Annotated in this window: 30 protein-coding genes and 1 pseudogene; 19 read left to right on the forward strand and 12 right to left on the reverse strand. The window is 65.8% G+C overall.

The genetic code is table 11. The features are described 5' to 3' along the window. Positions 1 to 72: 72 nt before the first annotated feature. A complete protein-coding gene (locus ACFQ9K_RS10905; protein WP_378723428.1) occupies positions 73 to 1,203 on the reverse strand; it encodes a hypothetical protein in 1,131 nt (376 codons plus the stop codon). Between ACFQ9K_RS10905 and ACFQ9K_RS10910 the strand changes: the two genes are divergently transcribed. The 6 genes from ACFQ9K_RS10910 to ACFQ9K_RS10935 all read left to right on the forward strand — a co-directional run bounded on the left by ACFQ9K_RS10910 (position 1,202) and on the right by ACFQ9K_RS10935 (position 8,381). Continuing rightward, a complete protein-coding gene (locus ACFQ9K_RS10910; RefSeq protein ID WP_378723427.1) occupies positions 1,202 to 2,440 on the forward strand; it encodes a S8 family serine peptidase in 1,239 nt (412 codons plus the stop codon). The genes ACFQ9K_RS10905 and ACFQ9K_RS10910 overlap by 2 nt on opposite strands. Before the next feature lie 323 nt (positions 2,441 to 2,763). Then, complete coding sequence (locus tag ACFQ9K_RS10915) at positions 2,764 to 3,096, forward strand: hypothetical protein (RefSeq protein ID WP_378723426.1); 333 nt, start codon at positions 2,764 to 2,766, stop codon at positions 3,094 to 3,096. Positions 3,097 to 3,622: 526 nt separating this feature from the next. Next, a complete protein-coding gene (locus tag ACFQ9K_RS10920) occupies positions 3,623 to 4,282 on the forward strand; it encodes a hypothetical protein (protein ID WP_378723425.1) in 660 nt (219 codons plus the stop codon). A gap of 560 nt (positions 4,283 to 4,842) precedes the next feature. Continuing rightward, positions 4,843 to 5,367: a hypothetical protein gene (locus tag ACFQ9K_RS10925; protein ID WP_378723424.1), complete on the forward strand. Its 525-nt coding sequence runs from the start codon at positions 4,843 to 4,845 to the stop codon at positions 5,365 to 5,367. Positions 5,368 to 5,705: 338 nt separating this feature from the next. Next, entirely contained in the window at positions 5,706 to 6,197 is a 492-nt protein-coding gene (locus ACFQ9K_RS10930) for a GNAT family N-acetyltransferase (protein ID WP_378983099.1), read from the forward strand. Between the two features lie 495 nt (positions 6,198 to 6,692). Beyond that, on the forward strand, positions 6,693 to 8,381 hold the full coding sequence (locus ACFQ9K_RS10935; protein WP_378723153.1) for a hypothetical protein: 1,689 nt from the start codon (positions 6,693 to 6,695) through the stop codon (positions 8,379 to 8,381). Between the two features lie 261 nt (positions 8,382 to 8,642). Here the strand turns inward: ACFQ9K_RS10935 and ACFQ9K_RS10940 are convergent, their stop codons facing one another. Further along, positions 8,643 to 8,828, reverse strand: coding sequence for a hypothetical protein (locus tag ACFQ9K_RS10940; RefSeq protein WP_378723152.1), 186 nt, complete (start codon positions 8,826 to 8,828; stop codon positions 8,643 to 8,645). 137 nt (positions 8,829 to 8,965) lie between these two features. Here ACFQ9K_RS10940 and ACFQ9K_RS10945 point away from each other — a divergent pair. After that, positions 8,966 to 9,124, forward strand: a pseudogene (locus ACFQ9K_RS10945) (dihydrofolate reductase); the annotation flags it as partial. Positions 9,125 to 9,224: 100 nt separating this feature from the next. Here the strand turns inward: ACFQ9K_RS10945 and ACFQ9K_RS10950 are convergent. Continuing rightward, entirely contained in the window at positions 9,225 to 10,163 is a 939-nt protein-coding gene (locus ACFQ9K_RS10950) for a hypothetical protein (protein WP_378723155.1), read from the reverse strand. Between the two features lie 258 nt (positions 10,164 to 10,421). Next, on the reverse strand, positions 10,422 to 11,732 hold the full coding sequence (locus ACFQ9K_RS10955) for an MFS transporter (protein ID WP_378723150.1): 1,311 nt from the start codon (positions 11,730 to 11,732) through the stop codon (positions 10,422 to 10,424). Between the two features lie 242 nt (positions 11,733 to 11,974). Here ACFQ9K_RS10955 and ACFQ9K_RS10960 point away from each other — a divergent pair, with 242 nt between their 5' ends. Continuing rightward, positions 11,975 to 12,556 (forward strand): TetR/AcrR family transcriptional regulator, encoded by a 582-nt coding sequence (locus ACFQ9K_RS10960; RefSeq protein WP_378723148.1) that lies wholly within the window; start codon positions 11,975 to 11,977, stop codon positions 12,554 to 12,556. Positions 12,557 to 12,754: 198 nt separating this feature from the next. On the opposite strand, the gene ACFQ9K_RS10965 is transcribed toward ACFQ9K_RS10960, so the two are convergent. Continuing rightward, entirely contained in the window at positions 12,755 to 13,588 is an 834-nt protein-coding gene (locus ACFQ9K_RS10965; RefSeq protein ID WP_378723147.1) for an NAD-dependent epimerase/dehydratase family protein, read from the reverse strand. Between the two features lie 231 nt (positions 13,589 to 13,819). Here ACFQ9K_RS10965 and ACFQ9K_RS10970 point away from each other — a divergent pair, with 231 nt between their 5' ends. From ACFQ9K_RS10970 to ACFQ9K_RS10990, 5 genes are all read left to right on the forward strand, one after another. Further along, positions 13,820 to 14,233, forward strand: a complete 414-nt coding sequence (locus ACFQ9K_RS10970; RefSeq protein ID WP_378723146.1) for a cupin domain-containing protein — start codon at positions 13,820 to 13,822, stop codon at positions 14,231 to 14,233. Between the two features lie 106 nt (positions 14,234 to 14,339). Further along, complete coding sequence (locus ACFQ9K_RS10975; protein ID WP_378723145.1) at positions 14,340 to 14,648, forward strand: hypothetical protein; 309 nt, start codon at positions 14,340 to 14,342, stop codon at positions 14,646 to 14,648. A gap of 224 nt (positions 14,649 to 14,872) precedes the next feature. Then, positions 14,873 to 15,508, forward strand: a complete 636-nt coding sequence (locus ACFQ9K_RS10980) for a hypothetical protein (protein ID WP_378723143.1) — start codon at positions 14,873 to 14,875, stop codon at positions 15,506 to 15,508. Between the two features lie 142 nt (positions 15,509 to 15,650). After that, complete coding sequence (locus ACFQ9K_RS10985; RefSeq protein WP_378723142.1) at positions 15,651 to 16,382, forward strand: PAS and ANTAR domain-containing protein; 732 nt, start codon at positions 15,651 to 15,653, stop codon at positions 16,380 to 16,382. Beyond that, positions 16,376 to 16,678, forward strand: a complete 303-nt coding sequence (locus ACFQ9K_RS10990) for a hypothetical protein (RefSeq protein WP_378723141.1) — start codon at positions 16,376 to 16,378, stop codon at positions 16,676 to 16,678. The genes ACFQ9K_RS10985 and ACFQ9K_RS10990 overlap by 7 nt, the downstream gene beginning before the upstream one ends. 203 nt (positions 16,679 to 16,881) lie before the next feature. Here ACFQ9K_RS10990 and ACFQ9K_RS10995 read toward each other — a convergent pair whose 3' ends face one another. The 3 genes from ACFQ9K_RS10995 to ACFQ9K_RS11005 form a co-directional block, all read right to left on the reverse strand. Next, a complete protein-coding gene (locus tag ACFQ9K_RS10995; protein ID WP_378723140.1) occupies positions 16,882 to 17,349 on the reverse strand; it encodes a nuclear transport factor 2 family protein in 468 nt (155 codons plus the stop codon). Between the two features lie 634 nt (positions 17,350 to 17,983). Next, positions 17,984 to 18,409, reverse strand: a complete 426-nt coding sequence (locus ACFQ9K_RS11000) for a hypothetical protein (protein WP_378723139.1) — start codon at positions 18,407 to 18,409, stop codon at positions 17,984 to 17,986. Positions 18,410 to 18,440: 31 nt separating this feature from the next. Beyond that, positions 18,441 to 19,301, reverse strand: a complete 861-nt coding sequence (locus tag ACFQ9K_RS11005) for an EndoU domain-containing protein (RefSeq protein WP_378723138.1) — start codon at positions 19,299 to 19,301, stop codon at positions 18,441 to 18,443. 118 nt (positions 19,302 to 19,419) lie between these two features. Between ACFQ9K_RS11005 and ACFQ9K_RS11010 the strand changes: the two genes are divergently transcribed. After that, complete coding sequence (locus ACFQ9K_RS11010; protein ID WP_378723136.1) at positions 19,420 to 19,995, forward strand: SMI1/KNR4 family protein; 576 nt, start codon at positions 19,420 to 19,422, stop codon at positions 19,993 to 19,995. A gap of 380 nt (positions 19,996 to 20,375) precedes the next feature. Here the strand turns inward: ACFQ9K_RS11010 and ACFQ9K_RS11015 are convergent, their stop codons facing one another. Continuing rightward, positions 20,376 to 20,858, reverse strand: coding sequence for an RrF2 family transcriptional regulator (locus ACFQ9K_RS11015; RefSeq protein ID WP_378723135.1), 483 nt, complete (start codon positions 20,856 to 20,858; stop codon positions 20,376 to 20,378). A gap of 80 nt (positions 20,859 to 20,938) precedes the next feature. Here ACFQ9K_RS11015 and ACFQ9K_RS11020 point away from each other — a divergent pair, with 80 nt between their 5' ends. Continuing rightward, positions 20,939 to 22,135 (forward strand): CynX/NimT family MFS transporter, encoded by a 1,197-nt coding sequence (locus ACFQ9K_RS11020; RefSeq protein WP_378723134.1) that lies wholly within the window; start codon positions 20,939 to 20,941, stop codon positions 22,133 to 22,135. 277 nt (positions 22,136 to 22,412) lie between these two features. Beyond that, positions 22,413 to 22,832 carry a thiol-disulfide oxidoreductase DCC family protein gene (locus ACFQ9K_RS11025; protein ID WP_378723133.1) on the forward strand — a complete coding sequence of 140 codons (420 nt, stop codon included), beginning with the start codon at positions 22,413 to 22,415 and terminating at the stop codon, positions 22,830 to 22,832. Between the two features lie 81 nt (positions 22,833 to 22,913). Here ACFQ9K_RS11025 and arsM read toward each other — a convergent pair whose 3' ends face one another. Continuing rightward, on the reverse strand, positions 22,914 to 23,741 hold the full coding sequence (gene arsM, locus ACFQ9K_RS11030; RefSeq protein ID WP_378723131.1) for an arsenite methyltransferase: 828 nt from the start codon (positions 23,739 to 23,741) through the stop codon (positions 22,914 to 22,916). Between the two features lie 120 nt (positions 23,742 to 23,861). Between arsM and ACFQ9K_RS11035 the strand changes: the two genes are divergently transcribed. Genes ACFQ9K_RS11035 through ACFQ9K_RS11045 form a run of 3 tightly spaced genes read left to right on the forward strand, consistent with a single transcriptional unit; the run spans position 23,862 to position 25,382 of the window. After that, positions 23,862 to 24,230 carry an ArsR/SmtB family transcription factor gene (locus tag ACFQ9K_RS11035; RefSeq protein ID WP_378723129.1) on the forward strand — a complete coding sequence of 123 codons (369 nt, stop codon included), beginning with the start codon at positions 23,862 to 23,864 and terminating at the stop codon, positions 24,228 to 24,230. Then, entirely contained in the window at positions 24,227 to 24,958 is a 732-nt protein-coding gene (locus tag ACFQ9K_RS11040) for an aquaporin (protein ID WP_378723128.1), read from the forward strand. Before ACFQ9K_RS11035 ends, ACFQ9K_RS11040 begins: the two co-directional genes overlap by 4 nt. 16 nt (positions 24,959 to 24,974) lie before the next feature. Beyond that, positions 24,975 to 25,382, forward strand: a complete 408-nt coding sequence (locus tag ACFQ9K_RS11045) for an arsenate reductase ArsC (RefSeq protein ID WP_378723127.1) — start codon at positions 24,975 to 24,977, stop codon at positions 25,380 to 25,382. A gap of 39 nt (positions 25,383 to 25,421) precedes the next feature. On the opposite strand, the gene ACFQ9K_RS11050 is transcribed toward ACFQ9K_RS11045, so the two are convergent. Together ACFQ9K_RS11050 and ACFQ9K_RS11055 are read right to left on the reverse strand one after the other, a co-directional pair. Continuing rightward, a complete protein-coding gene (locus ACFQ9K_RS11050; protein WP_378983103.1) occupies positions 25,422 to 26,297 on the reverse strand; it encodes a sigma-70 family RNA polymerase sigma factor in 876 nt (291 codons plus the stop codon). Beyond that, the gene (locus tag ACFQ9K_RS11055; protein WP_378724552.1) at positions 26,294 to 26,686 is read right to left on the reverse strand and encodes a VOC family protein; all 393 of its coding nucleotides are present in this window, start codon (positions 26,684 to 26,686) and stop codon (positions 26,294 to 26,296) included. Before ACFQ9K_RS11055 ends, ACFQ9K_RS11050 begins: the two co-directional genes overlap by 4 nt. Positions 26,687 to 26,767: the final 81 nt, after the last annotated feature.

A 26,767-nucleotide genomic window follows, 5' to 3' on the forward strand; every position in this document is an offset into this window, starting at 1 on the left:
AACCGCTCGTACCGAACCCGAGGCGAGCAGGCCACGCCGACGGGCGCGAATGGCAGTCCCGCCGAGGCGGTGTCACTCGGCCGCTGGTGCGTCGCCGTCGACGGGTCGATGGAATTCGGCGGCGACCGTGCCGTTTTCGTAAAGCTCGCCGCCTGCGTTCCAACCCGATCGCGTCATCAAGTCGACGAGAACGGCCCACCGCTCGGGATCGATCTTGCCCGCCAGCCGAATGTGTCCGTAGCTGGAAACTGTTTCGAGGGTCCCCCATTCGATGCTGAGGTCGAGTTCGCCGCGGTAGCCACGACGAACTTCCCAGCCGGCCAGGCGAAACGCGGCGGCGACCTCACCCAGGTGCGGGCCGATCTCGTCCTCGTATCGGTCGCCGGGTTCGGCGACGATTCCCAGGTAGACGTTGGGAACCCGATCGAGGACCGCATTCAACCAGTCCGGAGTATGCACCGCGGCCCGGGGAAACCACTCCATCTCCCGGGCGTAGTGCTCCGGTATCGCCCCCATCGAGGGCTCGCCGTCGTAGTCGAAATCAGCACGGAACGAACCACTTTCGTCGACCTCGCACCGCACGGTGAACCACGTCCCGATCTCGGGCCGGTGCATGCCCTTCTTCAACTGCCAGCACAGGTCGGCCAACCCGTCCGGATGGCGATGCGCGATGGGCTTTCCCTCGCTATCGCGAACCGCGAACCCGGCCTGGGAGCCCCCATCGCCCACCGAGGACCAGGTGAACACTCCGCACCCGCCCGCGGGCAAACCACCCCGTAAAACCCGCTCGATCTCGTCGAGCAGTTCTTCCTGTTGTTGGCTGGTGAACGCCACCACACACCCCGAATCAACACAAGTCTTCGTGAACGACCGAACTCTAGCGCGACCGGGATCTTCCGCCCGCGGTCCCCGTGGTGGCCCGCGGAAGCGCGCCGGACCGCGGTTGTGCGGACCACCATCCGCAAGCTCGACCGCTACGAACCTACTTCTGTTCAATACAGCGGCCGTGTCGTACGGAAGGGAAAGCAGGTTGCCGATGGGACGAACGAACAAGGGGCGACGGATCGTGGCCGTCGTCGGAGTCGCTGCCGCGGTGCTGTTCTCCGTGCCTGCCGGCAGCGGCCTGGCGCATGCGAGCCTGGGCGGCAAGGTATCGCCCGGATTGCGCGCGGCCGCTGCGGAAAGCGAGACGATCACGTTCATGGTCACCTTCGGTGCCGGGGCGGCCCTGGATGGCGTGCAGGCCGGCGGTGCCAAGGGGGACAGAAGCAGCGAGGTGGTGCGGCGCTTGCAGGCGACCGCCGACGATTCGCAGCGGTGGGTACGCGATTTCCTGCGCCGTTCCAAGGCCGACTTCCAGCCGTTCTGGATCGTCGACGCGATCCGGGTGACCGGCTCCCGCGACCTGCTCGACCCACTCGCCGCGCGCCCCGAGGTGAGCCGTGTCGACACGGTCGAGGTCATCCCCGCACCTCAGCAGGCGGCAAGAAGCACAGCCGACCTGCTCGCGGCGGCCTCGGTGAAGTGGAATATCGACCGTATCGGTGCGCCGAAGGTATGGGCGACGGGCAACACCGGGCACGGTGTCGTGGTGGCGGACATGAGCTCCGGGGTTCAGCTCGACCATCCCGCGTTGGCCGCTCGATATCGGAGCGACTACGGCTGGTATGACCCGCGAGATCACTCCCCCGCACCGAAAGACGCTGTCGGTACCGGTACGGGAACCACGGGGATCATGGTCGGCGGCGAAGGGATCGGAGTGGCGCCGGGAGCCAGGTGGATCGCGGCCAAGGCATGCGACCTGGACGGCTGTGCTGAGCCGGACATCATCGCGGCCGGGCAATGGCTGGTGTGCCCGACCGACACCGACGGTGCCAACCCAGACTGCTCGAAAGCTCCGGACATCGTCAACATCGGCTGGAACAGCGGCAGTGGGACCGCGTTCTTCGATGACGTAGTCCGCGCGTTCCACGCCGCGGGCATCCTCGCGTTCGGCGGCATCGGCAACAACGGCCCGCAGTGCGGAACTGCCACGTCGCCGGCGGATTCGACCGCGGGCGTCATCGCCTCCGGGGCGACCGACGAGTCCGATGTACTCGCATCCTTCTCCAGCCGCGGCCCGGCCGCCGACGGACGAGTCAAACCGGACCTCGTGGCTCCGGGAGCCGGAATCACCACCTCCGACCACCACGGCGGCTACACCACCCGCGATGGCACCCAGTTCGCGTCCGCGCACACCGCCGGAGTCGCGGCCTTGATCCTCAACGCCAGACCGCAAATCGCCTATGCGGAGATGTTGTCGGTGTTGTCCAGCGGCGCCTCGGCGCCCGCGAAAGGCGGTACGAGCAACTGCGGAGGTATCGACTCCGGCACCGCGCCGAACAACGAATCCGGCTACGGACTGCTCAACGCCTTTCACTCCGTGGAAGCGACACGTTAGCGGCAATCCGAGTGATCGACATGGCCACGGTCGCACGAGCCCGCCATCGAACCCCTGGGTGATAAGACGCCAATCACTCTCGGAGACATACAATCCCACTCGCCGGCCGACGCGAGACCCGGTTTCCGGTACTGGCAGCGCGGCCTCGAAACGCTATGCAAGGCAATCGCTCTCGCCGACTGCCAGGATCAGCTCGAGCGCACGCTTGTGCTCGCCGAGATCGCTTGGCAAGACTGTCTCTCATGCCGGCACGGGACGGGTCTGTCGGGGAGTACCGGCTGATGCGTCAGGCGGGGGGCCGGGGTGCTTTCGCGTATGTCCGAGTGGTTCTCACGCACGCCGATCCGGCTGGCGGTGGCGCCGTCGTCTGGGCGGTCGATCCAGCCGATGCTACGTCCGTGCAACCAGAACGGGACCGGGAAGAAGTCGCCGCGGCGCTCGCAGGAGCAGCCGATGCGCTGGCCGCACTCGGCACGCTCGACATCGACGCTTCCGACTGGACGGTGCGATTGATCTGGGCCGGCATGAACCTGGTCGATACCGAGCCGACAGCCATGCGAGCAGCAGCCTGCGCTGCCACCGCAGCCGCGTTCGGCGCGGCCGACCAGTTCCAGGTGACATACGACAACGAGTGGAAGTGCCAGCCCCTGGCCTGACCGTTACCTCAGGACCGACCGGGCACGGTGGGCCGAGACGATGACTGCGCCGCAGCACATCCGCATCTGCCGATTACCGTGTGCCACAGCGACCACACCTGCTCCATGCGAAGTCTGTGGGTGCAAGCTGGCCCGATCCCGCGCACGGGATGTATCGACGCGTGCGAGTCGTGGCGAGAGTTTATGCGCGCCAGCACAATCCGCTTGCTTTGCCCCGCGCCGGGTTCGGTTGAATCGATGGCGGGCCGCCGTCGTGTTGTGGTAGGTGGCCCGGAAGAGCGTTGGCGTCCAGCATGTCGGACTCGCGACCAATCCGCCGCGGTGCCTGCTCCGAATCTACGCACAACACCTAATCGGCGACTTCCGAGCGAAAGGTCTTGTCCTAGTGCGGTTTGTAGTGCGGTATCGCATCGTTGGGGCGGTGCGGGCCGACAACGCGCTGCACTGCTTTCCGTCAGCACCGGGACATCAACGAATTGTGAGAGCACGTAGTGGCAACCCATCACATCAGGAATGAGGTTCGCAAATGTATCGTGGATTCCGACTCGCCGGCGCCGGTTGCGCTGTGGCGGCTGCTTTGCTCACCGTTGCGCCGTCCGCAATGGCCGACCCCGAACCTCGGCTGGAAAAGGTCAGCCCGGCCGAGATCTCTGTAAAAAACGACCACGATTGCTTCACGGCGGTCTTCAAAGGCAGCGGTTTCATGCCCGGAAAAACCGTTGATCTCCGGATCGGCACCGACGCGGCGATGGGTGCCCTCAGAGGTGACACAACTACAGCCGTCCCCGATCAAGCGGGAAATTTCGAGTCGAGTTTCAATACGTGCGGTCTCACCACGCACGGGTCCACTTTCTCGGATCACACCTGCACGAAAGCCGATTATGACGTCAGTTCCAGCTGGTACTCCGCGTGTAAGCCGTACAGCGCTGGCATCGTGGTAAAAAACGGCACACGCTGGGTCAGCCGAAAGGTTGTCGTCAATGCAGAACAGACGAGTAGGCGATCGGCATCAGACATTTGGGACGATATGGGGCAAGTAGAGATTGATCAGTCCGAAGGCCGGATTTCCGAGGAAGAAGCCGAGAAGAGGTTGGATGCTTTAAGGCAGGAAGAGCTCGGGCTCGAACCCGCAAAGACGCTCTATGCGTCGGTGGCTTGGCCTTTGAAAATCACCGGCAAGCCATAATGACTCACCCTTCGACGCCCACCGTCGCGGCCGTCGGTGTCTGCACCGGCCGGATGTTCGGAGGCGCCGATGCCCCGCTCTTTTCGTGATTCGGCTTTGGCATCGATCTGGATCACTGGACAAGGTTGTGGGCGCTTCTCACGTTTGGGGCCGTCGAGGAATCACTTGCGTGTCCTTGACGACATCTGCCGAGGTAACGGGGACCGCAGGCAAGCTCAAACCGACAAGTTGTTCCCCGACGGCCCCTCGCCGCAGCCACGTCCCGTTGATCATTCGGGGCGTTTCTGCCGCTGATTGGTTGTCCGCCAAGACCTCTCAGACGTGGAGCGCAACATCCTCTTCTGCCGCGACCCGCGCGTTGGTCAATCAGAGCGCGTGCTCTGCCCGGAGCCGGGTGATGACACCATCGGCGCCGGGACGCCGGTGGACGGCCATTCTTGACCAGGTCGACGGTGCGAGCAGACGCTACGGCGGTGCGGCAAGCCAGATTCGCCGCAGCTCCGAATAGATGGTCGTACCGTGTGCCGATCGGCCGGTGCACCCCTAACGATGGAGTTGCAATGAGTATTGATCGTGCCGTGCGCGTGACGGCCACTTTGTGTGCAGCGGTAGGGATGGGAGTAGTCGGCAGTGGGCAGGCCATCGCTTCTGACCTCATTCCGGAAGGTTCGTTCACCATGCAGGGCGCCGACGACCAGAAGTGCCTGACAGAGCTGGCGATGAATACCGTCGGGATGGAGCAATGCGAGGAAGGCAAGAAGTCACAGCAGTGGACGAGAGGCAAGATGTTCAGTGACGGTCGATTTACCGTGAAGAGCGACGGGTCGAGCAAATGCCTGGTCTGGGTCGTGCCTCAGGGTAGTTCAGGCGATGACCCCATGTACGGCATGGCTAATTGCGCGGAAGCCGCACGCTTCAGCGTCGAATCTGCCGGTGACGGCAAAGTATTGATCAAGGAGCCTAATCCGGATGACGCTTCCCTGACCACGCTGATGGTGTCGAGCAGGGGATTCGCACTTCAGGAGGAAGTGAAGTATAGCAATCTTCCGGCCAACCAATGGAGGCTGACCGCAGTCAATCCCTGACCGGAACTGGGCCCGGGCCTCGACTGCACCGTCGTGAATCTTCTTCTCGATGCCATCCGGAAGCAGCGCGTGCTCCGAATGCCTGTCGGCTGCTGTTCGGATACGGAGTGCCGTCACCCAGGCCGCGTGTCGCCCTCCTCCCGCCGCGGGCGGGAGGAGGGCGACGGAGAATCCGACAGGCTGGTTTCAGTCGACGCGAACATCCGCATATGCCGCATGGCGCGCGTCGGCCAGCCGTCCAAACCGGCTCGCTGACAGCACTTCCCAACGCACGCACATGCCGACGACGGGTCGTTAATTCGTTTGACCGCGCCACGAATCGAGAGAGGATGGGCCGAATGAGTGACCGATGGCCCGAACACTTGACCGTGCGCCCATGGACCGCTGGAGACGCTCGCAGCATGGCTGCGTGGCGATACGACGGCCCCTGGAGGGTTTACAACCTGTCGGCTCAGGAGGAACTTCCCGATGAAGACGATGGGTACATGGCCGTGGCCGACGCCGACGACAGCCGTATGGTCGGGTTCTACTGCATCGGAGAAGAAGCGCGAGTTCCCGGGCTCGGCGCCGAACTCGGTGTGGTCGACCTCGGCGTGGGCATGGATCCGATCTGGGTCGGTAACGGTCACGGTGTGAGCTTCGGTCGTGTGGTGATCAACTATGTCCGCCGAGCGCATCCAACAGCCATGCTGCGTGTGGTGGTTCAATCATGGAACACGCGGAGCCTGCGACTGGTTCAGCGCCTGGGGTTCATCGATTCCGGCCATCACGTGTGCGTACAGAATGGGTTGCCGGTCACCTACGTCGTGGCTCTACTCCCCGCCCCTTGAACACGTACTGTAATGCGTGCGGCGTGCGCATTCGAGCGGGCACAGCTCCTGGCCTGCAAACGATCTCGTAGCTATTCCCTACCGCGGCGTGAGGGCGCGAAAAGCGTTCTGCCGGTGGCGGTTACGCGTTACGCGTTACGCCAGGGCACTCGGTCGGGTGTTGCACGCCCAAGTCCGTTCGATCCGTGACCGAATGGGTCCCGGACCGCAGCGTGAAACGTACTGCCGGTTTCGGCCGAAACCCGGATCCGGGTGTGCCGGCCGGAGGGCAGCTACCGAGAACCGGGGCGTGGATTGGCTAGCCTGGGAACTTGGACTGTGCCGGCGCCGCCGTCACGCGGAATCGAATATCGCTGCGTCTTCGAAGGTTTGCATGATCCCCACCACTGCGCCGCGACCGGTCGAGGTCGCCACCGTGTTCCCGCTGCAGCACCGTGGGCCCGCACCGCAACCCGGCTGCACCCACCCCGAAAACCCAGGGGCGTGGAAATGGGTGTGACGGCGTACAGAGCCGCTCTGGCCGACCGGGATCCGCGGGTCCGCAAGTCGGTGCGCGAGGTGCCGGTCGGGGGGTTCAGCGCCGTGCAGCTGCGGTGGATGCTGCAGGCGGCACACGAGGTGCTCGGTGACGACAGCCTGTACTACGCGTGGCCGGATTGTGTACTGACGCAACAGGCTTTCGCTCCCGAGAGCGTGCAACCAGCCGAGTTCAAGGCTCGGTTGACCGACCCCGACCCAAGCGTTCGGCGCAGTGTCTGGCTCACGCTGTATGACCAGGCGTTCGCCAACGGCGAGCCACAGGACTTCTTCCATGTCGTCCTCGAGGTGCTGGGCGCGCAGAAGTACGCCTATGCGTGGCCGGATTGCCGCACCGTGCTCGACGGGTGCACCTCGTGGTCCGAGGTGCTCGCGTCGGTCGCGCGGGTCCTGGCGTACTCGGCCGATGGTCTCGGCGCACGGCTGGCCGCCGCCATAGGGCTACCCAGCGAGCTGTATCCGCCGCAGTGGCCCGCGCCGCCGCAGTCAGGCTCGGTGCGTTGCTGGTTCTGTGCTCCGGACCAGCAGACACGCGAGGAGCACGTAACAACCTGCGCACAGGTGCGCGTCCTGGTGACCTTGCTGTCCTGCTCGGTGGAGCAATTGCGTAACGAGGCGACAGCGCAACTGGTCCGGTTGGGTCCAGGCGTGGCCGGAGTATTGCGGCAGGTGCGCCGCACCCGCGTCCCAGGCAGGCGCGCCGCGCTGGCGGCATTGGCCGAAATCGGTTGGGACGAGGTCGATCCGGCCGATCGGGCCATGATTCGACGCTTGCTCCGCGTCCAACAGCTCAGCGAGGCCCCCGAGCCCGTGCGGCAACCGCGGGGTACGTGGTACGCGGTACCCACCACCGATCGGGCCGCCGTCCTGGATGCGTTCGGCCTGCGCGAACCGGTCGAAGTCTCCCTGCGCATCGGATTCGCCATGTGGGACTGGGCGAATCGGCGCCGGCTCACGGCTCTGCGCGCGAGCCTGGACTGGCCCACCACCAGCGCACAACCGCCGTACACCAGTCACTATCCAGAAGTGTTCGTCACGCCCGCACTCGACGGCTGGACCCTGGTGCTCACCGATGATGAAATGCTCGACGAGTCGCACGAGGCCGCTTACCACCGCTGCGCGGAGCTGAGCCGTCGATTCGGGGCGGCCCACTGGTACAACGAGCCCTCGGACGACTATGCCTATCTCTCCGGCTGGTGTGTCGCCGAGAACGGTGCGATCGTCCACCACGCCACCTACGGCAACCTGCAGGACGGGGTTGTCATCGGCCCGGACGACTGCGACGCCGAGCAATTGCGTGCCTGGCTGATCGACCGCAGCCCGGGCCGGCCACCGCCCACCGACGAGACCCCCGCAGTGCCGAACAGCATGCGACAACGCATGCTGCATATCTCGATGTTCGGCACCGACCCCGGCGAGGGCGATCCGGACGATGCGGACGCCGAGTCGGACAACTCCCACCGGATCATGGACGAGCGGACCGAATTCAGCGTCGCCAGGGTTGCGTGGCGGTTGTCCGTCGGGCTGCAGACCCTCGGCGCCCACACCCGGGTCCAGGGCACCGCCGTGCTCGCCGTGCACACCGACCCGCCGCCGAAACGGTACGGCACACCATCACAGCCGGACAGCAATGGTTTCCGCCACTGAACACAGCGCCCGCCACCCGTGCAGTCCAGCCTCCGCACGTCGGCCACACACGTCCACCGGATACGGAAGCGCGCGCGGCGGTCTGCACCCGCGGCGGTATGTCGAGGATCGCTCGATTGCCGACGCCCTCACGCAGTACGTGATTCTCGGCGCGGGGCTCGACTCGTTCACCGGTCCAGCGCTCGACGGTGTAGCGCAGTTGCGCGCAGCCACCCCCGAGAAAGGTCGGGCACCCCGAAACCGGCCGTCCAGATCGTGAAGTCACCGGCCCATCCGCGCCGCACACTGCCCGGCGATTCCGACGGCTTTCTCGATGGCCGCGGTGCCGGTGGGCCACGACGCGGGCCGCACCCGACCCGAACTCGCCGCGCGTTCCGGATCCGCCTCGGCCTCGCCACCCCTTGCCGCATCGCCGAGCACGCTGTAGGACCACTCAGCAGTCCGCACGCAAATGCACGATATTGCCGAGCGTGGCGAATTCGGCCGAGTTCGTTGGGTACTCATGCACCTGCGGCACAGTTCGACCACCTGCTGCCATGTCAGTCGCCGGCCGCCGCAAAGGATATGACCTCGAGCCACGGATTGCGGTGGCCATGCGGGCCGGGCCGATCGACGAGTACGCGATCGTCACCCATCCGGTCGTGGTAGGTGGCGGCACGCCGTTCTTCACCGCGCTGGACAACTGGGCCGATCTGACCCTGGTGCAGACCTGGACGTTTCCCGGCGCCGTGGTCCTGACCAGGCGCCGACAGTCTTCCTCGACAGCGGTGACCAGCAGATGTACAACGCCCGCGGCGGTACCGGCCATCGCGGTACCGGCCGGTCGGGGTGGCGCATCGCCGTTCACAATGTCGAACCGCGCCACGCCATATGCAACTCGTCTGTGCCGACGGCGGATCGGAATCTGCATACCGCTGGGCTGCAGGCGGTTTCGAACGCCGCGGTCCGTGCCGGTGGTTGCCAGGTCTGGTCGCCGTCGAACGCGGAGTACCAGATCTCCGGCCCGCTGGCCGACTTCCAAGCCAGGTGTAGGTGGCGGTCCTGAGCGGCCAGGGCCGGCGCGAGGTCGGAGTAGGCCTGGGATGGGTTGACCCGCGATATCCAGGAGACGCCGTTCGCGGTACTCCACAGTCGAATCCACGTGTCGTCGTCCAGTGGCACCTTCGTTCCGCGATGAGCGAGGTACAGGGTGTCGTCGAGCACCGCGAGGGCGGGACTTTCCACCGAAGCCATACCGGGCAGCGACATGGGGGCACTCCACCCGGTCGCGCCGTGGACGGCGCTGTAGAGATTCTGATTCGAGGTGATCAGATGTTCGCCGCCGCGCCAGAAGGCGTGCAGGACACCGCGAAACACGATAAGACTCGGCGCTCGAGAGGTTTCCGCGCCACCCAGGATCTGCTGGTCCTCCCATTTTTGGCCATCGGTCGAGGTGGACCAGTAGATGCTCTGATCACGACCTTGCCCCTTCCACGCCAGGTGCAGTGTTTCGACCCCGTCGTCCCCCGACGCGGCAAGGGCAGGCTGCTCGGAAGTGCCGACATACGGCAGATTCCAAGGTGTGGACCAGGTTTCACCGTCGCTGGTGCAGGACAGCCAGATGCTGTCGGTGCTGTCTTCTGCGCGCCAAGCCATGTACAGGTTGTGCTGGAACACCGCCAGCGCCGGGGCGGTGGGTGAGGTGGCGCCGGGAACCGGGGCTTGGTCGGACCACGCGCCGCCCTCGATCGCGACGGAGGTCCAGAGGCGGGTATCGGCAGGTTTGTGGGAAAACGGCGACATCGCGGACCGGCTTTCGGCATTGGAACAGCAGCACTGGTGGGAAGAGAACGGCGACACCGTTGTGCGTCCGAGATGCTTCCAGTCTAGTTCGACCGAGCGTCGATCAATCGAAAATCAATCAGGGGAAACACATTTCGTGCGGCGGTCCGCACGCGCGACCTGTTTGTCGGCGCAGAGCATCGTGCGCACCACCCAACCACCGATCAGCTGCGCATCCGGCCAACCCGGCCGGGACGGATGCATGAAAGAAGGCCGCGCTCAAAGCATCTGCCCGGTCGTCAGGGTCGCCGCGCGACCCCGCCACACATACAGCGCGGTGGCCGCGGTGCCCAGGCACAGGGCGAGGGCGCTGAGCCCGAGCGACCAGTGGACGCCGATAGCCGCTCCGACCAATCCGACGGTGAAGCCGCTGCCCGCGCGCAGGCCGCTGGACGAAACTCCGTAGAGCCCGATCACCCGGCCGCGGTCGGCGGCGGGGGCGAGCAGTTGCACGACGGTCTGTCCGATCGACATCGATGCCAGGTTGGCTATCCCGCTGATCACCAGCATCACGACTGCGAACGGGTAGCTGGTGGTGGCGGCGAAGCACAGGCTCGTCAGTCCGTAGATCGCGGTGCTGACGACGGCGGCCGTGACCGTCGGTCTGATCCGTCCGGTCGCTTCGAGCAGCACACCGCCGATGACTCCGCCGACCCCGTTAGCGAACAGCAGCACACCGTAGGTCAGTCCGGCATCGCCCGCACCGAGGTCGTGCGCGAAGATCGGCATGGACGACTGCATCGACGCTCCGACGAAGAACGAGCCGAGCCCGGCGAGCACGATCATGCTGACCATCGTGCGGTTCGACCGGACCTCGCGGAACACGCGCACCGAATCGAGCACGCCCACCCGCGGCCGCGGCACGTGGCCGTCGCGCGTGTGGCCGGTGAACTTGGTCCGGAACAGGAACAGCGTAAGCGGCAGGTAGAACACGATATTGGCGAAGATGCCCGCGGTCGGGCCGAGCCCGAGCAGCAGCGCCGAACCGACCACCGGGCCGAACAGGATGCCGAGGCTGCGGAAGGTGGCATTGAGCCGCACCGCGCTGGGCAACTCCTCGCGCCCGACGAAGTCGTGCAGCATCAACTGCTCCCCCGGGCCCCACAGTGCTCCGGCGCAGCCGTGCAGCACGAGCAGCACACACGCTTCCCACACCTGCAGTGCGCCGGTGAGAAACAGCACGCCCCAGGCCGCCGAGACAGCCATGAACAGGACCTGCGCCGCCTGGATGAGCCGACGGCAATCGTAGCGATCGGCGAGCGATCCGAAGTAGACGGAGAACAGCAGGAACGGCACCCAGTGGCTGATGACCTCGAATCCCGCCAGCGCTGGTGAGTGGAACTTCTGCCAGAGCACCCAGTAGGTGATGACGTGCTCGATATTGTCGGCCATCATCGCCAGCCCCGCACCGAACAGGTACGGCCGGCAGTCGCGGTTGCGCAGCGCCGCGAACTTGCGGACCGGGGCGGTACCGGGGGTTTCGGGATCGGATCCAGGGACGTGGGTGGCGACCCCGCAGGCATTGCACATGGTTGCGTTTCTCGTCAGGGGACCGGAATCGCCGGTCAGGCAGCGGAACCCGGGCGACAGCGTGTCTCCACGCCGGCGTCCCCGAGGCAGTCGATCGAGACGTGGCCGTTCGCCGGATCGCGGACGCAGTCCGGTTGCTCGCTCGAGACAGTGTCGTCGACGTCGGCCATTCCGCTAGAGTAGACGCAACGTTGCGTTGCGTCTAGCCGAGTACGCCGCACTCCAGCTCCGAGGAGACTCGAATGGCAGGCGACACCGCCCACCGCGGCAACCGGCATCAGCGCAGTGAGCAAGCGCGCCGCGCGGTACTCCACGCAACCGACGACCTACTGGTCGAGCGCGGGTTCGCCGGGCTCACGATCGAAGGGATCGCAGCCAGAGCCGGCGTCGCCAAGCAGACCATCTACCGCTGGTGGCCGTCCAAAACCGAGATCCTGCTGGACGCCTTCACCGACGACGCCGCCCAGCACCTCACCCCGCCCGACACCGGCAACCTCGCCGAAGACCTGCGCATCCACCTGCACAACCTCGCCGAATTCCTGACCAACTCGGACGCCGGAGCCGTCTTCCGCGCCCTCACCGGCCAGGCACAGCACGATCCACACGTCGCGACCAAGCTACGCACAGACCATCTCCACCACCAACGCGACCGCGAACGCCTACCCCTGCGACGCGCCCTCGACCGCGGCGAGCTGCCACCGGACACCGACATCGACTTCCTGGTCGATCAATTGGTCGGCCCGATCTACTACCGCGCGCTGGTGACCGGTGGGCCCCTCCCGAGGGAGTTCACCGATCAACTCGTCGCCCGCGTACTGCGCTAGCGTTCTGCGCCAAGCAGTTTCAGCGCGTCGGTGAAACCCCCTGGGCGACAACAACTACCGCCGCCCGGCGCTCGACATCCCGTCCGGCCGCGGTGCCATGACCGGATGCCGCGTTGAGCCGAGCGGCAGTGCCGGCGTAGCGCACTGAGCCGCAGACGATTATGTCCGCGCACATTGCCAACCGAAGCGCGCGACTGATTACATCGTCGGTGTCGCTGCCAGCGCCACGACATCGTGAAGGGGGCGATAGCCGAGCCCACGCTCAGCCTTGCCGGAGTCGTATACCCGGTCGATCCGTGTCGGAAGCGGCCAATCGTGCCTCCGGAACAGCGCCACTATCTCCGGCGCCCGGGCGGTCAACAGTGCCGTGGCGTCGATCAGCAACTGCGGTGTGTCGTTGGGGCGGAACACCATTGGACCAGCAATGTTGAACACGCCTGTCACGTCAGGGTGTTCGGCGGCCAGTCGGTGGGCACGGGCAACATCGCGGACGTCGACCCCGCGGTAGAGCCGATGCGCGGCCGCCACCGCCGGCGACTCCGGGAAGCAGCGGGCAATACGCAACACGATCGCCGAGAACGGGTGGTCGGCCTGGACGAGAGTCTCCGCCGCGAATTTGGTTTCGTCGTAGATATCGCGGGGCTCGGCCGGCAGCGACTCGTCGACCCAGACCGCACGATCATCGGGCACCAGCGCATGCCCGTACACAGAGGTGGAACTGGTGTAAACGACCCTCCTGACCCCACATTCAGCCGCCGACTGGAGCAACTGCGCGGTGGCATCGATATTGACCGCACGGAATTCACGATCGGGAACCGAACCGACATGCGGTGCATGCCAGGCCGCTACGTGCATCACGACATCCACACCGGCGACGGCACGTGTTCGTAGTCCCTCATCACGCAGATCACCGCAATAGGTTGTCCACCGCCCCGGCTGCCGGTCCCACCCCCGCACTCGCCAACCCGCAGTGTGCATTTCACGGGCGGCAGCAGCACCGACAACACCGGAGGAGCCGGTCACCAACACCACTCCCAACACCATGTACGCCGACACTACCGCGCACCGACTCGACCCCCAGTCCTGTTTGTATCGCGGATCGAACAGCCCATGCCGCTGCGTGGCGTTCGGCTGATCTCGCACACGCACTTTCATCGTTTACGTCAGGCCGGTGAAGCGGGTGTGGGGTTAGCCTGTTGGGCGGGTCCGGGTTGTGGCTTGGCCGCGAAGATGGCCGCAGCGCAATCGACACCACTACCATGATTGGCCGAGGCCACCGTCGTAATCGCCGGGTGGACCACCCCGGGAGGCAAATCCATGACTGCGACAGACCCCAGCCGCCTGATAATCGACCGAGCGGACGGACGCGACGACGGCAACGCCTGGACCCAGGACTATCAGCATCTACCCGGCGACCCCGGAATATCGATCATCATCGAATCGACCTCCGAAGAAGGCGTCGGCCCCCGGCTCCACCGGCACCCGTACGCGGAGACATTCATCATCCGCCGCGGCAGCGCGACCTTCACGCTGGGCGACGAACACCTGATCGCCCGCGCCGGCCAAGTGCTGGTCGCCCCGGCGGGCACTCCACACAAATTCCGCACCGGCCCAGGCGGATACGAGGCCATTCATATCCATGTGAGCCCTCACTTCATCACCGAGTGGCTGGAATAGCCGTCTACCACTGGTTAAATGGAGTGCGGAAATCAATCTTGGCCTCGGTATCGCGTATCGGGCGGCGTGATCGACACTCCTTCAGCGGGCATGCATGATTCCTGCCATGGTCATCGAAATCCCGCACGCCGAGCAGTTTCGGTTTCTCATCGAGGCGGTTTTCCCCGTGACAGGTCGCGGAACCGCAGTCGTTGGATATGTCGAGTCCGGCGTCACATCCGTGGGTGATCGGCTGCGGCTAGTGCGAGCCGACGGCCGACCAGGGCCGTCGGATACCTGCTGGGCCATAGAGTCCGTGAGCAAAGCCGACCGGCAACCGGATCGGCCTGTGCCGATCGGGCTGGTCTTCCGCGAGCTCAGGAAATCAGATTTCGAGCCTGGCGATGTCATCGTCGCTGAGGCCGAGGGGTCGTGACCGCAAGCCGCTTTACCATCCGCTCTTCGACGTAAGAGATTTCGTGTAGGTCGTCCAATCTCACTCGCCGACAGCGCATCCCAACGCGCGCACAGGCCGAGAAGAGCGCATCCAGAGAAATGCGGGGACGGCATCGATCCGGGCGTGGGGGTGGCGACGAATACGTTGTCGTGGTGCGAGTGTGATCGTTCCGGATTCGGTCGACAGTCATGGGAGGTTCGGGTATGGGGAATCGCGTGCGTGGGGTGTTCACGGTGCTGGCGGCGGCTGGCGCGGTGGTGTGTGCGGGGACTGGCGCCTCGGCGGTCGCGTCCGTGCAACTGGCCCCCGGGGAACAGGAATGTACGGCAAGCAAGGTCGACAAGGCCGCCGAGAAACCGTTTGTGATCCAAGCCTGCCTGCGCGCCTATAGCGCCGCCGCACGCGCCGCCGACGCTGCCAGCGCCGCCAAGGCCGCACTCGAGGCCGCTATGGCCGCCACCCCCGACGACAATGCCCCCGACGACGACGCTCCCGCCGAGCCCGCCGACAGCACCGGCGCTGCCGCCGCAGCCGCTGCCGCCGCTGCTGACGCCGCCCGCGATGCCACCAGCGCCGCTGACGCAGCCCGTGACGCAGCCGACGCCGCCGCTGGCGCCGCCTCGGCCATCCGCCGCGCCGCCCGTGACGCTGCCAAGGCCGCGAACACCGCGGCCCGCGTCGCTTATCAGGCGGAGGCAGCGCCTACCGACGAGGGGCGGGCCGACGAGGCCGCGGAAGCGGAGATGAAGGCCAGCTGGGCGGCGGCAACGGCGTTCGGGGGGCAGGAAGTAACGATCCCGACGATCGCCGAGTTGACGGAGAAGTCGAAGACGCGGTAGGGCAGGGATCGTTTTACCCGGCATCGTCGAACATGAGTATTTCAGGTTCGCCCCTCGAGGAGGGCATCGCTTACCGCTCGAGGTTGCTGCTGGTGACTTGTGGCATCTGGTGTGGTGGCAGGTGGGGGCGTTGACTGGGCGTATGAGTGTTGGGGATGGTGGGTCCGAATCGGGTTTGGGCGGGGTGGAGCGGGTGGTGGGTGCGGGTACTCCGTTGAGTGTGGGCAGGTTCCGGTTCTGGTTCGCCGATCAGCGCTGGGAATGGTCCGATGAGGTCGCGCGGATGCACGGCCACCGCCCCGGTGAGGTCGAACCGAGTACCGCGCTGCTGCTGGCGCACAAGCACCCCGAGGATCGCGACCGGGTCGAATCCGCCCTGGTGACCTCGGTACATGAGGACACACCGTTTTCCAGCAGTCACCGCATCATCGACACCGCCGGAGCGGTGCATCAGGTGATCGTGGTCTCGGACCCTCTGCATGACGAGGCCGGCACGGTCATCGGGACCACCGGCTTCTACGTCGATCTCACCGACCACCCAGTCGAGAATCTCACCGGCATCGCCACCGACGGGACCGACCCCGATGGGCGTCCCGAGGTCGCGCTCGAGGATGTGCTGCCTGAACTGTTGGCCGCGCGGGCGGTGATCGAGCAGGCCAAAGGCGCGTTGATGGTGGTCTACGGGATCAACGCCGAGCAAGCCTTCCGGGTGCTGCGCTGGCGTTCCCAAGACACCAACCTCAAACTGCGCGTGGTCGCCCAGCGGCTGGTCGAGGGATTGGTCGCGCTTCCGGCCGCCGAAGCGTCGACGCGCTCGCGGCTGGATCACCTGGTACTGACCCTGCACCAGGACCCCCAGCCCGAACCGTGCTGAACCTCGGCCCGAAGGGACCGCCGGTTCGGCTCGCCTGTCGGGCCCGCTGGCGCGGACTGCCGGGCACCGCGGTTGCGGAACCGTCGCTGCGGTATCAACTCCCCCTCCTTGAATCCGAATCCGCCCGGCTGCTCGCCGCCCCCACCACCCCACCCGGGCGCTGGCCCGAGACCCGTCACGGGTGGCGGGCGGCGGCAATGGTCGAGGCCCGCGACGTCGGCGCCACCGCCGCGGTGATCGCCGCAGCGCCCGAGCAGCACGCGGGCCGCACCTACCTGCTCACCGGACCGACCTGATCACCTACGCCGCCACGCACCTTCATCACCGAGCACGTCACCGACTTCCGATAACGGCATGGCCGGATCGGTAAGCCGAACTCGAACACCCCGTCCTGCCGTGCGCGAGCGTTGGTCAGCCGCTCGGCTTTGGTTGGCTGGCAAGGCTTTCCGACGCACTCCTCTGCCGACTATGTTGCGTTTGCGCGGTGGCTCGGGACGGTTTACGGGTTGGAGGGTCTGGTTTCGGTCCAGTCGACCAGCAAGCGCCGTTCGGCGAACAGCCAGGTTCCGTCGGCTTGTTTGGCGTACTGGTCGAGATAACGTAGTGAAGCCACCATGAGGGTGCGTTGCCCGTCAACGTCGTACAAATGGTGTGCCAGGCAATAGGACTCGCCGCTGGCCCGGTTGCCGTCCAGGTCGATGGTGCATTGCCCGTTGAAGTGGGTAGTGGTCTGGTAGGTACGCAGGTTGTCGAAGACCGGCCGGATCTGATCGTGCCCGCGCAAGTCCTGGGTGGGTTGCTCGGACCGGGCATCCATGTAGACAAGAAACCGAGCATCGTCGGTGAACAGTGCTACTTGCCCCCTCGCGTCCCGCCGGTCGGCGCAGTGGGCGTAGGCATCGAACAGTTCGCGAATCGCCAACCGGTCGGCGGCTTCCTCAGGCGACAGGGTTGTGTGCACACTCATCGAGCCTCCTGAGGTCGGGAAGTTTGACGTCAGATGCCGTTATTGTCGTATGTCCAGCGGGATCGGGTGCCCGCGGCCGGTCGTCCCGGTGTGTTCACAACCCACCCCGCCCGAAGAACTGACTGCGGTCAACGAAAGTATTCTGTTTTGCCGCCTATTGCGCGGTTCGCGACGTCGGTTTTCACCGATGCAGGAGCCAGCTCGCTGCTCCGCGGATGCAGGGAACACAGTGCCGTCCAGTCTTGGCCGAGGCCGTCGAGACAAGCAAGCTCTTGATCGAATCCCCCAAACCACGTCATTTTCCGCAGCACTGGGCCCTTTCAGGTTCCAGCAGAGACGAGCTGCGGACCCTATACCCTGACACCGTCCGATGGCGCGCACGAGTTCCCACGCCTTCAGGGTGTTCACCCATACTTCACCATCCCCTCGTCCCGCTGCTCAGACGCGTTTGACGAGCATCGCCTCAACCTGAACCCCACCGCCCGATGGAGTTGGAATAGCACACTCGAGTACGCGCTCATGCCGCGTATCGCGCGTTGGTCCGCAGGCTAAAGCTATTGGCTGACAAAGCTTTCCAACGCGCGCGCCCCGCCGATCTACATGCCTTGAGATAGTTTCGAACTGACATGCGGGCTCACTGTTCGGGCTGGCGATGCAGATCGATACTGACTTCGAGCGCCGGGTGCCCTTCCGCAGAATCGGGTAGCGGGGGGAGCTCGTCGACGACGTTGAGTTCTGTCATGACACGGTCGCGATCATGTAGATACCGAAACATCGGATCAGGATCTTCGATCTTGTACATTAGCTCCCGGAAAAGGTCACGTTCAGCGGGGGTAATCGGTATCTGCCCACGGTACAGCGTCGCCGCGATAGAGTCGACGAGAATTGGGGTTTCGGCCTGTTCCCGCATCGCATCGTAGAAGACGTATGGACTTTCATAGTCTCCGAGCGCCGCCGAGCGTGCCTCCAATCTAGCCCGCAGGCCATCCAGCAGTTTATCGATTCTCTCGCTCCACCAATGGTGATTTTTCAATTGCTGGGCATAGTAGGCTTCGTCCACATTTCACCTTCCGATTCTGTCGACAAGCAGTTCACCGCCGCCGTCCGTCAGGACCCGTGCGGCCAACCCCGGGCTGGCCTCCGTCTGGATACGCTGTCACGATCTCCCCGTTCGGGGCAACCACAACGTTAATGTTGAGCCCGCCACCGGGCCCTGGGGCGTACCCGTTGACGATGTAGTTTCCGCTGTCCCTCTGCGGTTGCCGCGGGTACGGCTTCGGGTTCTTCGCGACCCCGATCGCAGCTCTAGCGATATCGTCCTCTGTCCAGCTCTCCGGGAAGAGATCCTTGTTCCGCTTCGGATTCGTTGCGTTCCATCCATGACCACCATGTTCAACATTCGGATTCGGGTCGCCGTTATATATTTTATTCTTGTTTTCCGGTGTAATTTTGATCGCGTCAGGCGGCGGGTACTGCTGGGGATGGAACGCACCTTTGAACGTGACAGTCAGCTGGTCGCGCGGACTCTTGAGTGAGCGGAAGTAGACTTCCTGCCAAATTTGTATCTCGTCGCCTGATTTGACGTTGGGGACTTCCCAGACGTAGTCGTTGCCGTTCTTGGTGACCGGGATATCCAGGTATTCGCCGTTCTTGGATATCAGAAGCTGCCCGGGGCCGAGAGAGGTGCCGGCGTCGACGCCAGTGTGCAGTGTGCCCCTCAATGTTCCGGTCTGGGAGCCCGGAGTATCGGGCTCCCACACGACCCGGCCTTGTGAGGGCTGGATCGGCGGAGCGACCACAATGTTGGATGTGATCTGCTGGTCCGGGTAGATGGCCTTAGGATCGCTGGCAACCTGCTGGACCGGCAGCCCGGAGCGCCCGATTCGGTCGGCGGCGGCTGCGAGACCTGGCCGAAGATCAACGGCCCCGGGACATCTCGGGACCGCCGTCATAGCCGCTCGTGCCGAATTTCGCGTGTCGTGCCCGATGCCCACAGCCCACGCGGCGATACGCTCGCGACGCGTGCTCCGTGATCATCGCCAATCAGACTCTCCAGAGCAGGGAGAAGCTATGTCCTCACTCGATCTCGACTGGACGCATGCCCTGGCCCAGATGGCCGAGGTCAGTCGATTCGCGCGACAAGAGTCCGAATACGTGCAAGCGACTGTTCCCTACCCAGGTGCCGACGAGAGCGCGCTGGCCGCAGCCGAGCAGCGACTAGGGCTCCATCTCGATCCTCAATATCGGCAGTTCCTCAGCCGTGCCGACGGCTGGCCTCGCTGGGATGGCTACCAGTCTCTGCTCGGCACCCAGGAAATGGTCACCGACAAAGTCATCTTCGACGGATCACAGGCCACGTGGTCGACGATCTTCGAAGGGCTACATATCTTTTTGGCGGACGGCGGCGAAAAGGCATGGGATCAACCACATCCCCCGACTGAGCATCTCATTCCCATCGAGGCAACCCAGGATGTCTTCTACACGGCCGCTATCGTCGGCTCCCCCCGCGCCGATGCCGCACCCGGGCCGGTCTTCGCCTTCAGTTCAGGCGGAATCGAGCGTTGGCAAACCTTCGCTCACTACATGGAGCACCAGATCAACCAATGGCAGGAAGTCATTCGGCAAAGTTCCCGACACCAGCCCTGAAACCGGCCCGTCGAAGATCTCCCTCGAAACGTACGCCCCTGCCGCGTTGTGCGCTGATCTGTGCGGCCACCCGCCCCATTTCGAAGACCAACGGCCCGAGATCATCTCAGGCTGTTTGTGTGCCCGTTCAGACGATGACAGCGCCTTCTCGCCGTGCCTGTCGGGCAATCAGGTGCGCGCGACGGTTACTTCAGCCGACGTCGCCTTCGCAGGTGACGACCTCGTGCTGCGGCTGACCCCAGCCGGCTACCTCGCCCGGTTCTCCGGATCCTCCGCATCCACCGCACTTCGGACCTGCGCCTGTGCTTCGCCTCGTGCTTCGATCGAACACCAATCCCGTCCGCGAGCAACGAACCGCGCGGAGGTCGAGCGCTAAGCGGCTAGCGAGTGCCGCCGGTCAACCACTCGCGGACCTCGCTCAGGGCGGTCCCGGAACTGTCGGCGTCGATGCTCGCGGCAAGATCCGCGATAGTGACGCCCGCGAGCGCCGTTCGCCACGCGGCGTCGGCGGCGTCCATGGCCCGGTGCACCGCGCAGCGCGTGCGGCAGCTCTTTGCCGGCAGACCTAGCGGGCCGTTCCGCCGAATCTCGGTGCAGCGGAAGGCCGATTCGGCACCGTCCACCGCCTCCACCACCTGCGCCATGGTGATGCTCGCCGCCGGTCGAGTGAGCACATAGCCCCCGGCGGGGCCCGGCACCGAGCGCACGATGCTCGCGCGGGAGAGCGCCTGAAGGTGTTTGGCCAGGTAGGCCGTCGGCACGCCGTGCAATTCCGCCAGCCGCGCGGCCGGGACCGGCTCGGTGGCCTGTCCGAGCGAAACGCAGCAGTGCATGGCCCATTCGACCCCAGTGGACATCTTCATGCCGACAGCATATCTCGGATATCTGATGTCCGGGATTGTGCTATAACTTGGACATTAATTGTCCGAGATTAAGGTTCGTCATGACTACTCTTCGGGATCCCGCCCACCCCGCGAAAGACCGTGCGGCACTGACACTCGCGGCGCTGGCGCTGTTCGTCGCGGCGGCCAATCTGCGTCCCGCCATCGCCGCGGTCTCCCCGCTCGCCGACCGGATCCGTACCGATCTCGACCTGTCCGCGACCGGGATCGCCCTACTCACCACGGTCCCCACGCTCGCGATGGGGCTGTGCGCACCGCTGGCCGCCGCGGCCGGACGGCGCTGGGGCTTGCAACACGGCGTGCTGATCGGCCTGGGGGTGGTCGGCATCGCCACCGCCGCAAGGGGTTTCGGCGAGACGGCCGGGCTCCAACTCAGCTGCGCGGCCGTGGTCGGAGCGGGCATCGCGATCGCGCAGACCCTACTTCCGGCCGTGGTGAAGTCCCGCTTCGCCGACCGCGCGGGTCTGGTCACCGGAATCTACACCGCCGGTCTGGGATTGGGCGGCGCGGTCGCCGCGGGTGTCAGCGCGCCGCTCGCGGACGCGCTGAATTCCTGGCCCGGCGCGCTGGCGTCATGGAGCGTACTCGCCTTCGCCGGAGCCATCCTGTGGACGGCCGCGCGCTCGGCGCTGGCCCTGGATACCGTGTCCGGACCACAGGGTCCCGCGACCAACGGCCTGCCATGGCGCAGCGGGACCGCATGGCTGATCACACTGCTGGCTGCCGGAAACTCCGCGCTCTACTATTGCGAATTGGCTTGGGTCGCACCGCTTCTGCACGACAGCGGCTACCCGGACTCCACCGCGGGCCTGCTGCTCACCGCGCTGATCTCGATCCAGGTCCTCGCCATGCTCGCGGTGCCTGCCCTGCTCGGCGAACGCCGCGACCAGCGGCTGGGCCTCGCCCTCACCGTCACGCTGACCGCCCTCGGATTCGCCGGACTGGCGCTCGGCCCCGGCACGGCCACCTGGCTGTGGATCATCGCCCTCGGCATCGGCCACGGCGGGCTGTTCACCTTGGTGCTGACGGTCCCGGTGTCGATGAGCCGCACCGTCACCGAAGCCGGCCAGTACAGCGCGATGGCGTTCTTTCTCGGATACGCCGCAGCGGCGGCGGCGCCGATCCTCGTCGGCGTGCTGCGCGACGGCACCGGCGACTTCCGCCTGGCCTTCTCGCTACTCGCCGCGGCGACCATCCTGCTGCTCATCCCGGTCGCCGGAATGGTCCGTCGCGACTGACGCGAAGCCGTTGCGGCGCGTATTTCGAGAACGTGTACCGACACGTCCTCGTGGCCCCGAACCTGGTCCGCGCGGGACCGCCACCGAATGGCCCGGTGTCATGAAGTCGCAGCCAGGCGGTGAAGAGCTGACCTTCTTAACACATCTCCGAGACGAACTCTGCTGCGGCGCAAGAACATCAAGAAATACGGCGCGTGAGTTCACGCTCAGTGCCGTGCGCAGGGCGCCTCCAGAATCTAGGCTCGAAGGTGAAGATCCCCACGGAGGGAGCTCGAAGATGGCATCGGAAACGTGGGCGGTGACCACGCGGCCCTTGGTGATATTCGATGGCGACTGTGCGTTCTGCACCTCCAGCGTCGATTTCATCCGTACCCGGATAAGACCGGACGTCGATTTCGCGCCGCGGCAACGACTCGACCTGGCCGCCCTGGGACTGACCGAAGACCAGGCCGAGCAAGCGGTCCAGTGGATCGATGGCGCCGGGAGCCGGGCCGCAGGGGCGCGCGCCTTTGCGCTGCTCCTGCGGCGTGCCACTCGGCCGTGGCGGGCGGTGGGCGCGCTGATGCTGGTCCCGCCGGTCAGCTGGCTTGCGGCCGGGCTCTACCGCCTGGTCGCCGAGAACCGGCATCGCCTGCCCGGGGGTACACCCGCGTGCGCCCTGCCCCCACCTGAGCACGATCAGCAGCACACCACATAGATCCTCCCCGCCCACTGACGGCGCTGAGGCGGCGCGGACTGCGCGGCGCCGGGTCGCGGAATACCCGGCGCCGCAACGGTTCTAGGAGCAGCAGCTCGGACCGCAGCAGGCCGAGTCCGCCCGCTCGGCCGACAGGGCGGCGGGTTTGACGGCTTTCACGATCGCGGAGTGCATGCCGTCGGCGACGGAATGGGTTGGGGTGATCTCGATGTCGGTGAACCCGGCCGTTTCCAGTCCGGCGCGGTACTCGGCGAACGACAGCGCTCCGGCGATGCAGCCGACATAGTCGCCGCGTTCGGCGCGCTGCACGGGGGTGAGGGTGTCTTCGGCGACGACATCGGAGATTCCGATCCGCCCGCCCGGCGCGAGGACCCGGGCCATCTCGGCGAACACGGCGGGTTTGTCGGTCGAGAGGTTGATCACGCAGTTGGAGATCACCACGTCGATCGTGTTGTCGGGCAACGGGATCGCTTCGATCGTCCCCTTGACGAACTCGACGTTGGCGACCCCGGCCTTGGCCGCGTTCGCCCGCGCGAGCTCGAGCATCTCATCGGTCATGTCGACCCCGAACGCTTTGCCGCTCGCCCCGACCCGACGCGCGGACAGCAGCACATCGATGCCGCCGCCGGAGCCGAGGTCGAGCACGGTCTCCCCTTCGCGCAGATCCGCGACCGCGGTCGGGTTCCCGCAGCCCAGCGACGCGGCGACGGCCTGAATCGGCAGCGCGTCCCGGTCGCCCGCCGCATACAGGCTCGCACCGAAGTTCTCGTCGACCTCGATGGCCCCGGTCGCGCCGCAATCGCTGCCGCCGCAGCAGTCCTCCGCGGTTCCGCCGCTCGCGACGGCCACCGCGGCGGCGGCATAGCGTTCGCGCACGGTCTCGCGCAGTTCGTTGATCGGCTCGGACATGAGAGCACTCCCTCTCGAAAACACCCGGCATCGAAGGTGCGGTCCTTCACTGACCGGGTTGTATTGATGACTGTCGATGCAAGTCTGGCGCGTTGAATAGATATCTGTCAATATTGATGAGTGTCGAAACAAGAACTTCCGCTGCTCGCCGCCACGACCGGGTGCTGCACCACCGTCTCCGAACGATTGGACCCGGCCACCGCCGCCGACCTTGCGACCACGTTCAAGGCACTGGGCGACCCGGTCCGGTTGCGGCTGCTGTCGTTGATCGCGGCCGCGGGCGGGGAGGAAGTCTGCGTCTGCGAGCTGACACCGGCGTTCGAGCTCTCGCAGCCGACCATCTCTCACCATTTGAAGGTGCTGCGCGAGGCCGGCCTGCTGACCTCGCAGCGGCGCGGCACCTGGGTCTACTACCGGGTTGTTCCCGCTGCACTGCAACGACTTTCCGACACCTTGGCGCCGAGCGGGCTGGCCGCCACCCCGGCATGAACACCACCCCGCCGCCCCTGACGCGACGGCTGGCCGCCGAAACCCTCGGCAGCGCCCTGCTGGTCGCCGTCGTCGTCGGTTCCGGCATCGCCGCCCAGCAGCTTTCGCCCGACGACACCGGATTGCAGCTGCTGGAGAACTCGACCGCCACCGTCTTCGGCTTGGCCGTGCTGATCCTGATCTTCGGGCCGGTCTCCGGCGCCCACTTCAACCCTGTTGTCTCGCTTGCGGATTGGCTCCTCGCACGCCGCACCCGCACCGGCCTGACCGCGCCGCATCTCGTCGCCTACTGCGCGGCGCAGATCCTCGGAGCGATCACCGGAGCCGTCCTGGCCAACGCCATGTTCGACCAGACCGCCGTCCAGATTTCCACGCAGCACCGACTCACCGGCGGGCACCTGCTCGGCGAAATCGTCGCCACCGCAGGGTTGATCGCGGTGATCGTCGCCCTGGCCCGCACCGGTCGCGCCGTCGTGGCGCCGGTCGCGGTCGCGGCCTGGATCGGCGCGGCCTACTGGTTCACCAGCAGCACCAGCTTCGCCAACCCCGCGGTCACGATCGGGCGAATCTTCACCGACACCTTCGCTGGAATCGCGCCGGCCTCCGCACCCGGCTTCATCACCGCCCAGGTGCTCGGCGCACTGCTCGGCCTCGCCGCGATCAGCGTCTGCTATCCCGCGTCACCCGCGGCCGCTGAGGTCGTCCCGCACCCCAGTACTGCTGCGTGAAAGGCACTATCCCCCAATGACATCCAGACCGAGCGTATTGTTCGTCTGCGTCCACAACGCCGGACGCTCCCAGATGGCCCAGGGCTTCCTGGCGCATCTCGCCGGCGACCAGGTCGAGATCCGCTCCGCCGGAACCGCACCCGCCGACTCGGTAAACCCCGCCGTCGTCGAGGCCATGGCCGAGGTCGGCATCGACATCGCCGGCCAATCCCCGAAGATCCTCACTCCCGACACGGTCGAAACCTCCACCCTTGTCATCACTATGGGCTGCGGCGACAGTTGCCCCTACTTTCCCGGCGTCATCTACCGCGATTGGAAACTCGACGATCCCGCGGGCAAGGGTCTCGAGGCAATCCGCCCCATTCGCGACCGAATCGAACACCACGTCCGAGACCTGCTCGCCGAACTCGACATCCATCGCTGACCGGTAGCGGCCGGATCCGTCACCGATCCGGCCGCTACCTCAGACCGGGTCGGGCAGGTGGATCGCGGCGAGTTTGACCGGGTCGACGACGATGTGAATGGCGGTGATCCGTTTAGCGGTGACGGTAAAAGCGATGACCGACAAGGGCTTTCCGTCGGGGTGCCAGGACATGTGCCCCGGGATGCCGTTGACCAGGACGGGCCGATGACGGCCCACCTCACCCGAGAACATGCGGGCACCGGCGGCGACCTCGGTGGCGCCGAGCGTGACAACGATCCCGTCGGGGGTATCGACGGTCAACTTCACGTTCGGATCCAGCACGCGTAAGAGTGCTTCGAAGTCGCCACCCCGGGCAGCATGATGAAAGGCCCGGACAACCTCGCGGTGCTGACGACCGGCATACCCCTGCCGGTCGGTCGCTCGGACCTTGCGACGGGCGCGGCTGCCGATCATCTTGGCGGCATCGGTGGATTTGCCGAGGATGTGGCCGATCTCGTGGAACGGGACGGCGAACATGTCGTGCAAGACGAACGCGACTCGCTCGCTGGGGGTGAGCGAGTCGAGCACGATCAGCAGGGCGAGGCCGACCGAGTCGGCCAGCGCTACCTGTTCGTCCGGTGCGGGGTCGTCGTCGGGCGTCACCACGAGGTCCGAAAACTCTTGCCCGTAGGGGGTTTCGGGGTGGGCTCCCCGCGCGCGCAGCAGGTCAAGGCTGAGCCGGACGACCACGGTCGTCAACCAGCCCGCCAAGTTGTCGATGGTCGCGGCGTCCTGACGGACGAGGCGCATCCAGGCTTCTTGCACCACGTCCTCGGCGTCGACGTGCGAGCCCAGCACGCGGTACGCGACGGCGCGCAACCGATCGCGCTGGGCTTCGAACGCCTCGGTGCGGACGTCGAATGGGTGGGTTGTCACGCCCCGCGCTGCTGACGCAGCGAGATCCGGTTGCCGTCCGGGTCCGTCGCCTCGATGCGGATGCCGAACGGATATTCTTCGGGTTCGGCGCCCTGGAAGGTGACGCCGCGCTGGCGGAAGATCTCGAAATCCTTTCGCAGATCATCGGATTCGAGGATGAGCGGGCCGGGCGCGACGCGCAGGCCGATCTCGGCCGGCTGCCCCGCGGCCGGCGCATGCAGCCACAGGATGATCTCCACCGAGCTGCCGGGGACGCCGACGGTGAGGAAACGCCCGTCGGGCCCGGCGAAGTCGATCCGCTTTTCCAGGCCGAGACCCTCGGTGTAGAACTCCAGCGCGCGGTCCTGATCGGTGACGTAGATCGTCGTGTACATGATGTTGGTCAGCATTCCGTGCTCCGTTACTCGTGGGTGCGACGACCTCGTGTTCGGCCATCACACCTATGACGAGCGCCCGCCGGGGAAGGTAAC

This window comes from Nocardia sp. NPDC056564 (genome assembly GCF_042793755.1).
Classification (GTDB): Bacteria; Actinomycetota; Actinomycetes; order Mycobacteriales; family Mycobacteriaceae; genus Nocardia.

Excerpts from the sequence above, each read along its gene's own strand:
- ACFQ9K_RS10910 (WP_378723427.1), top strand. The coding sequence starts at position 1,202 with ATGGTCACCTTCGGTGCCGGGGCGGCCCTGGATGGCGTGCAGGCCGGC.
- ACFQ9K_RS10905 (WP_378723428.1), bottom strand. The coding sequence starts at position 1,203 with ATGAACGTGATCGTCTCGCTTTCCGCAGCGGCCGCGCGCAATCCGGGC.
- ACFQ9K_RS10920 (WP_378723425.1), top strand. The coding sequence starts at position 3,623 with ATGTATCGTGGATTCCGACTCGCCGGCGCCGGTTGCGCTGTGGCGGCT.
- ACFQ9K_RS10925 (WP_378723424.1), top strand. The coding sequence starts at position 4,843 with ATGAGTATTGATCGTGCCGTGCGCGTGACGGCCACTTTGTGTGCAGCG.
- ACFQ9K_RS10930 (WP_378983099.1), top strand. The coding sequence starts at position 5,706 with ATGAGTGACCGATGGCCCGAACACTTGACCGTGCGCCCATGGACCGCT.
- ACFQ9K_RS10950 (WP_378723155.1), bottom strand. The coding sequence starts at position 10,163 with ATGTCGCCGTTTTCCCACAAACCTGCCGATACCCGCCTCTGGACCTCC.
- ACFQ9K_RS10955 (WP_378723150.1), bottom strand. The coding sequence starts at position 11,732 with ATGTGCAATGCCTGCGGGGTCGCCACCCACGTCCCTGGATCCGATCCC.
- ACFQ9K_RS10960 (WP_378723148.1), top strand. The coding sequence starts at position 11,975 with ATGGCAGGCGACACCGCCCACCGCGGCAACCGGCATCAGCGCAGTGAG.
- ACFQ9K_RS10975 (WP_378723145.1), top strand. The coding sequence starts at position 14,340 with ATGGTCATCGAAATCCCGCACGCCGAGCAGTTTCGGTTTCTCATCGAG.
- ACFQ9K_RS10980 (WP_378723143.1), top strand. The coding sequence starts at position 14,873 with ATGGGGAATCGCGTGCGTGGGGTGTTCACGGTGCTGGCGGCGGCTGGC.
- ACFQ9K_RS10985 (WP_378723142.1), top strand. The coding sequence starts at position 15,651 with ATGAGTGTTGGGGATGGTGGGTCCGAATCGGGTTTGGGCGGGGTGGAG.
- ACFQ9K_RS10995 (WP_378723140.1), bottom strand. The coding sequence starts at position 17,349 with ATGAGTGTGCACACAACCCTGTCGCCTGAGGAAGCCGCCGACCGGTTG.
- ACFQ9K_RS11005 (WP_378723138.1), bottom strand. The coding sequence starts at position 19,301 with ATGACGGCGGTCCCGAGATGTCCCGGGGCCGTTGATCTTCGGCCAGGT.
- ACFQ9K_RS11010 (WP_378723136.1), top strand. The coding sequence starts at position 19,420 with ATGTCCTCACTCGATCTCGACTGGACGCATGCCCTGGCCCAGATGGCC.
- ACFQ9K_RS11015 (WP_378723135.1), bottom strand. The coding sequence starts at position 20,858 with ATGAAGATGTCCACTGGGGTCGAATGGGCCATGCACTGCTGCGTTTCG.
- ACFQ9K_RS11020 (WP_378723134.1), top strand. The coding sequence starts at position 20,939 with ATGACTACTCTTCGGGATCCCGCCCACCCCGCGAAAGACCGTGCGGCA.
- ACFQ9K_RS11025 (WP_378723133.1), top strand. The coding sequence starts at position 22,413 with ATGGCATCGGAAACGTGGGCGGTGACCACGCGGCCCTTGGTGATATTC.
- arsM (WP_378723131.1), bottom strand. The coding sequence starts at position 23,741 with ATGTCCGAGCCGATCAACGAACTGCGCGAGACCGTGCGCGAACGCTAT.
- ACFQ9K_RS11040 (WP_378723128.1), top strand. The coding sequence starts at position 24,227 with ATGAACACCACCCCGCCGCCCCTGACGCGACGGCTGGCCGCCGAAACC.
- ACFQ9K_RS11045 (WP_378723127.1), top strand. The coding sequence starts at position 24,975 with ATGACATCCAGACCGAGCGTATTGTTCGTCTGCGTCCACAACGCCGGA.
- ACFQ9K_RS11055 (WP_378724552.1), bottom strand. The coding sequence starts at position 26,686 with ATGCTGACCAACATCATGTACACGACGATCTACGTCACCGATCAGGAC.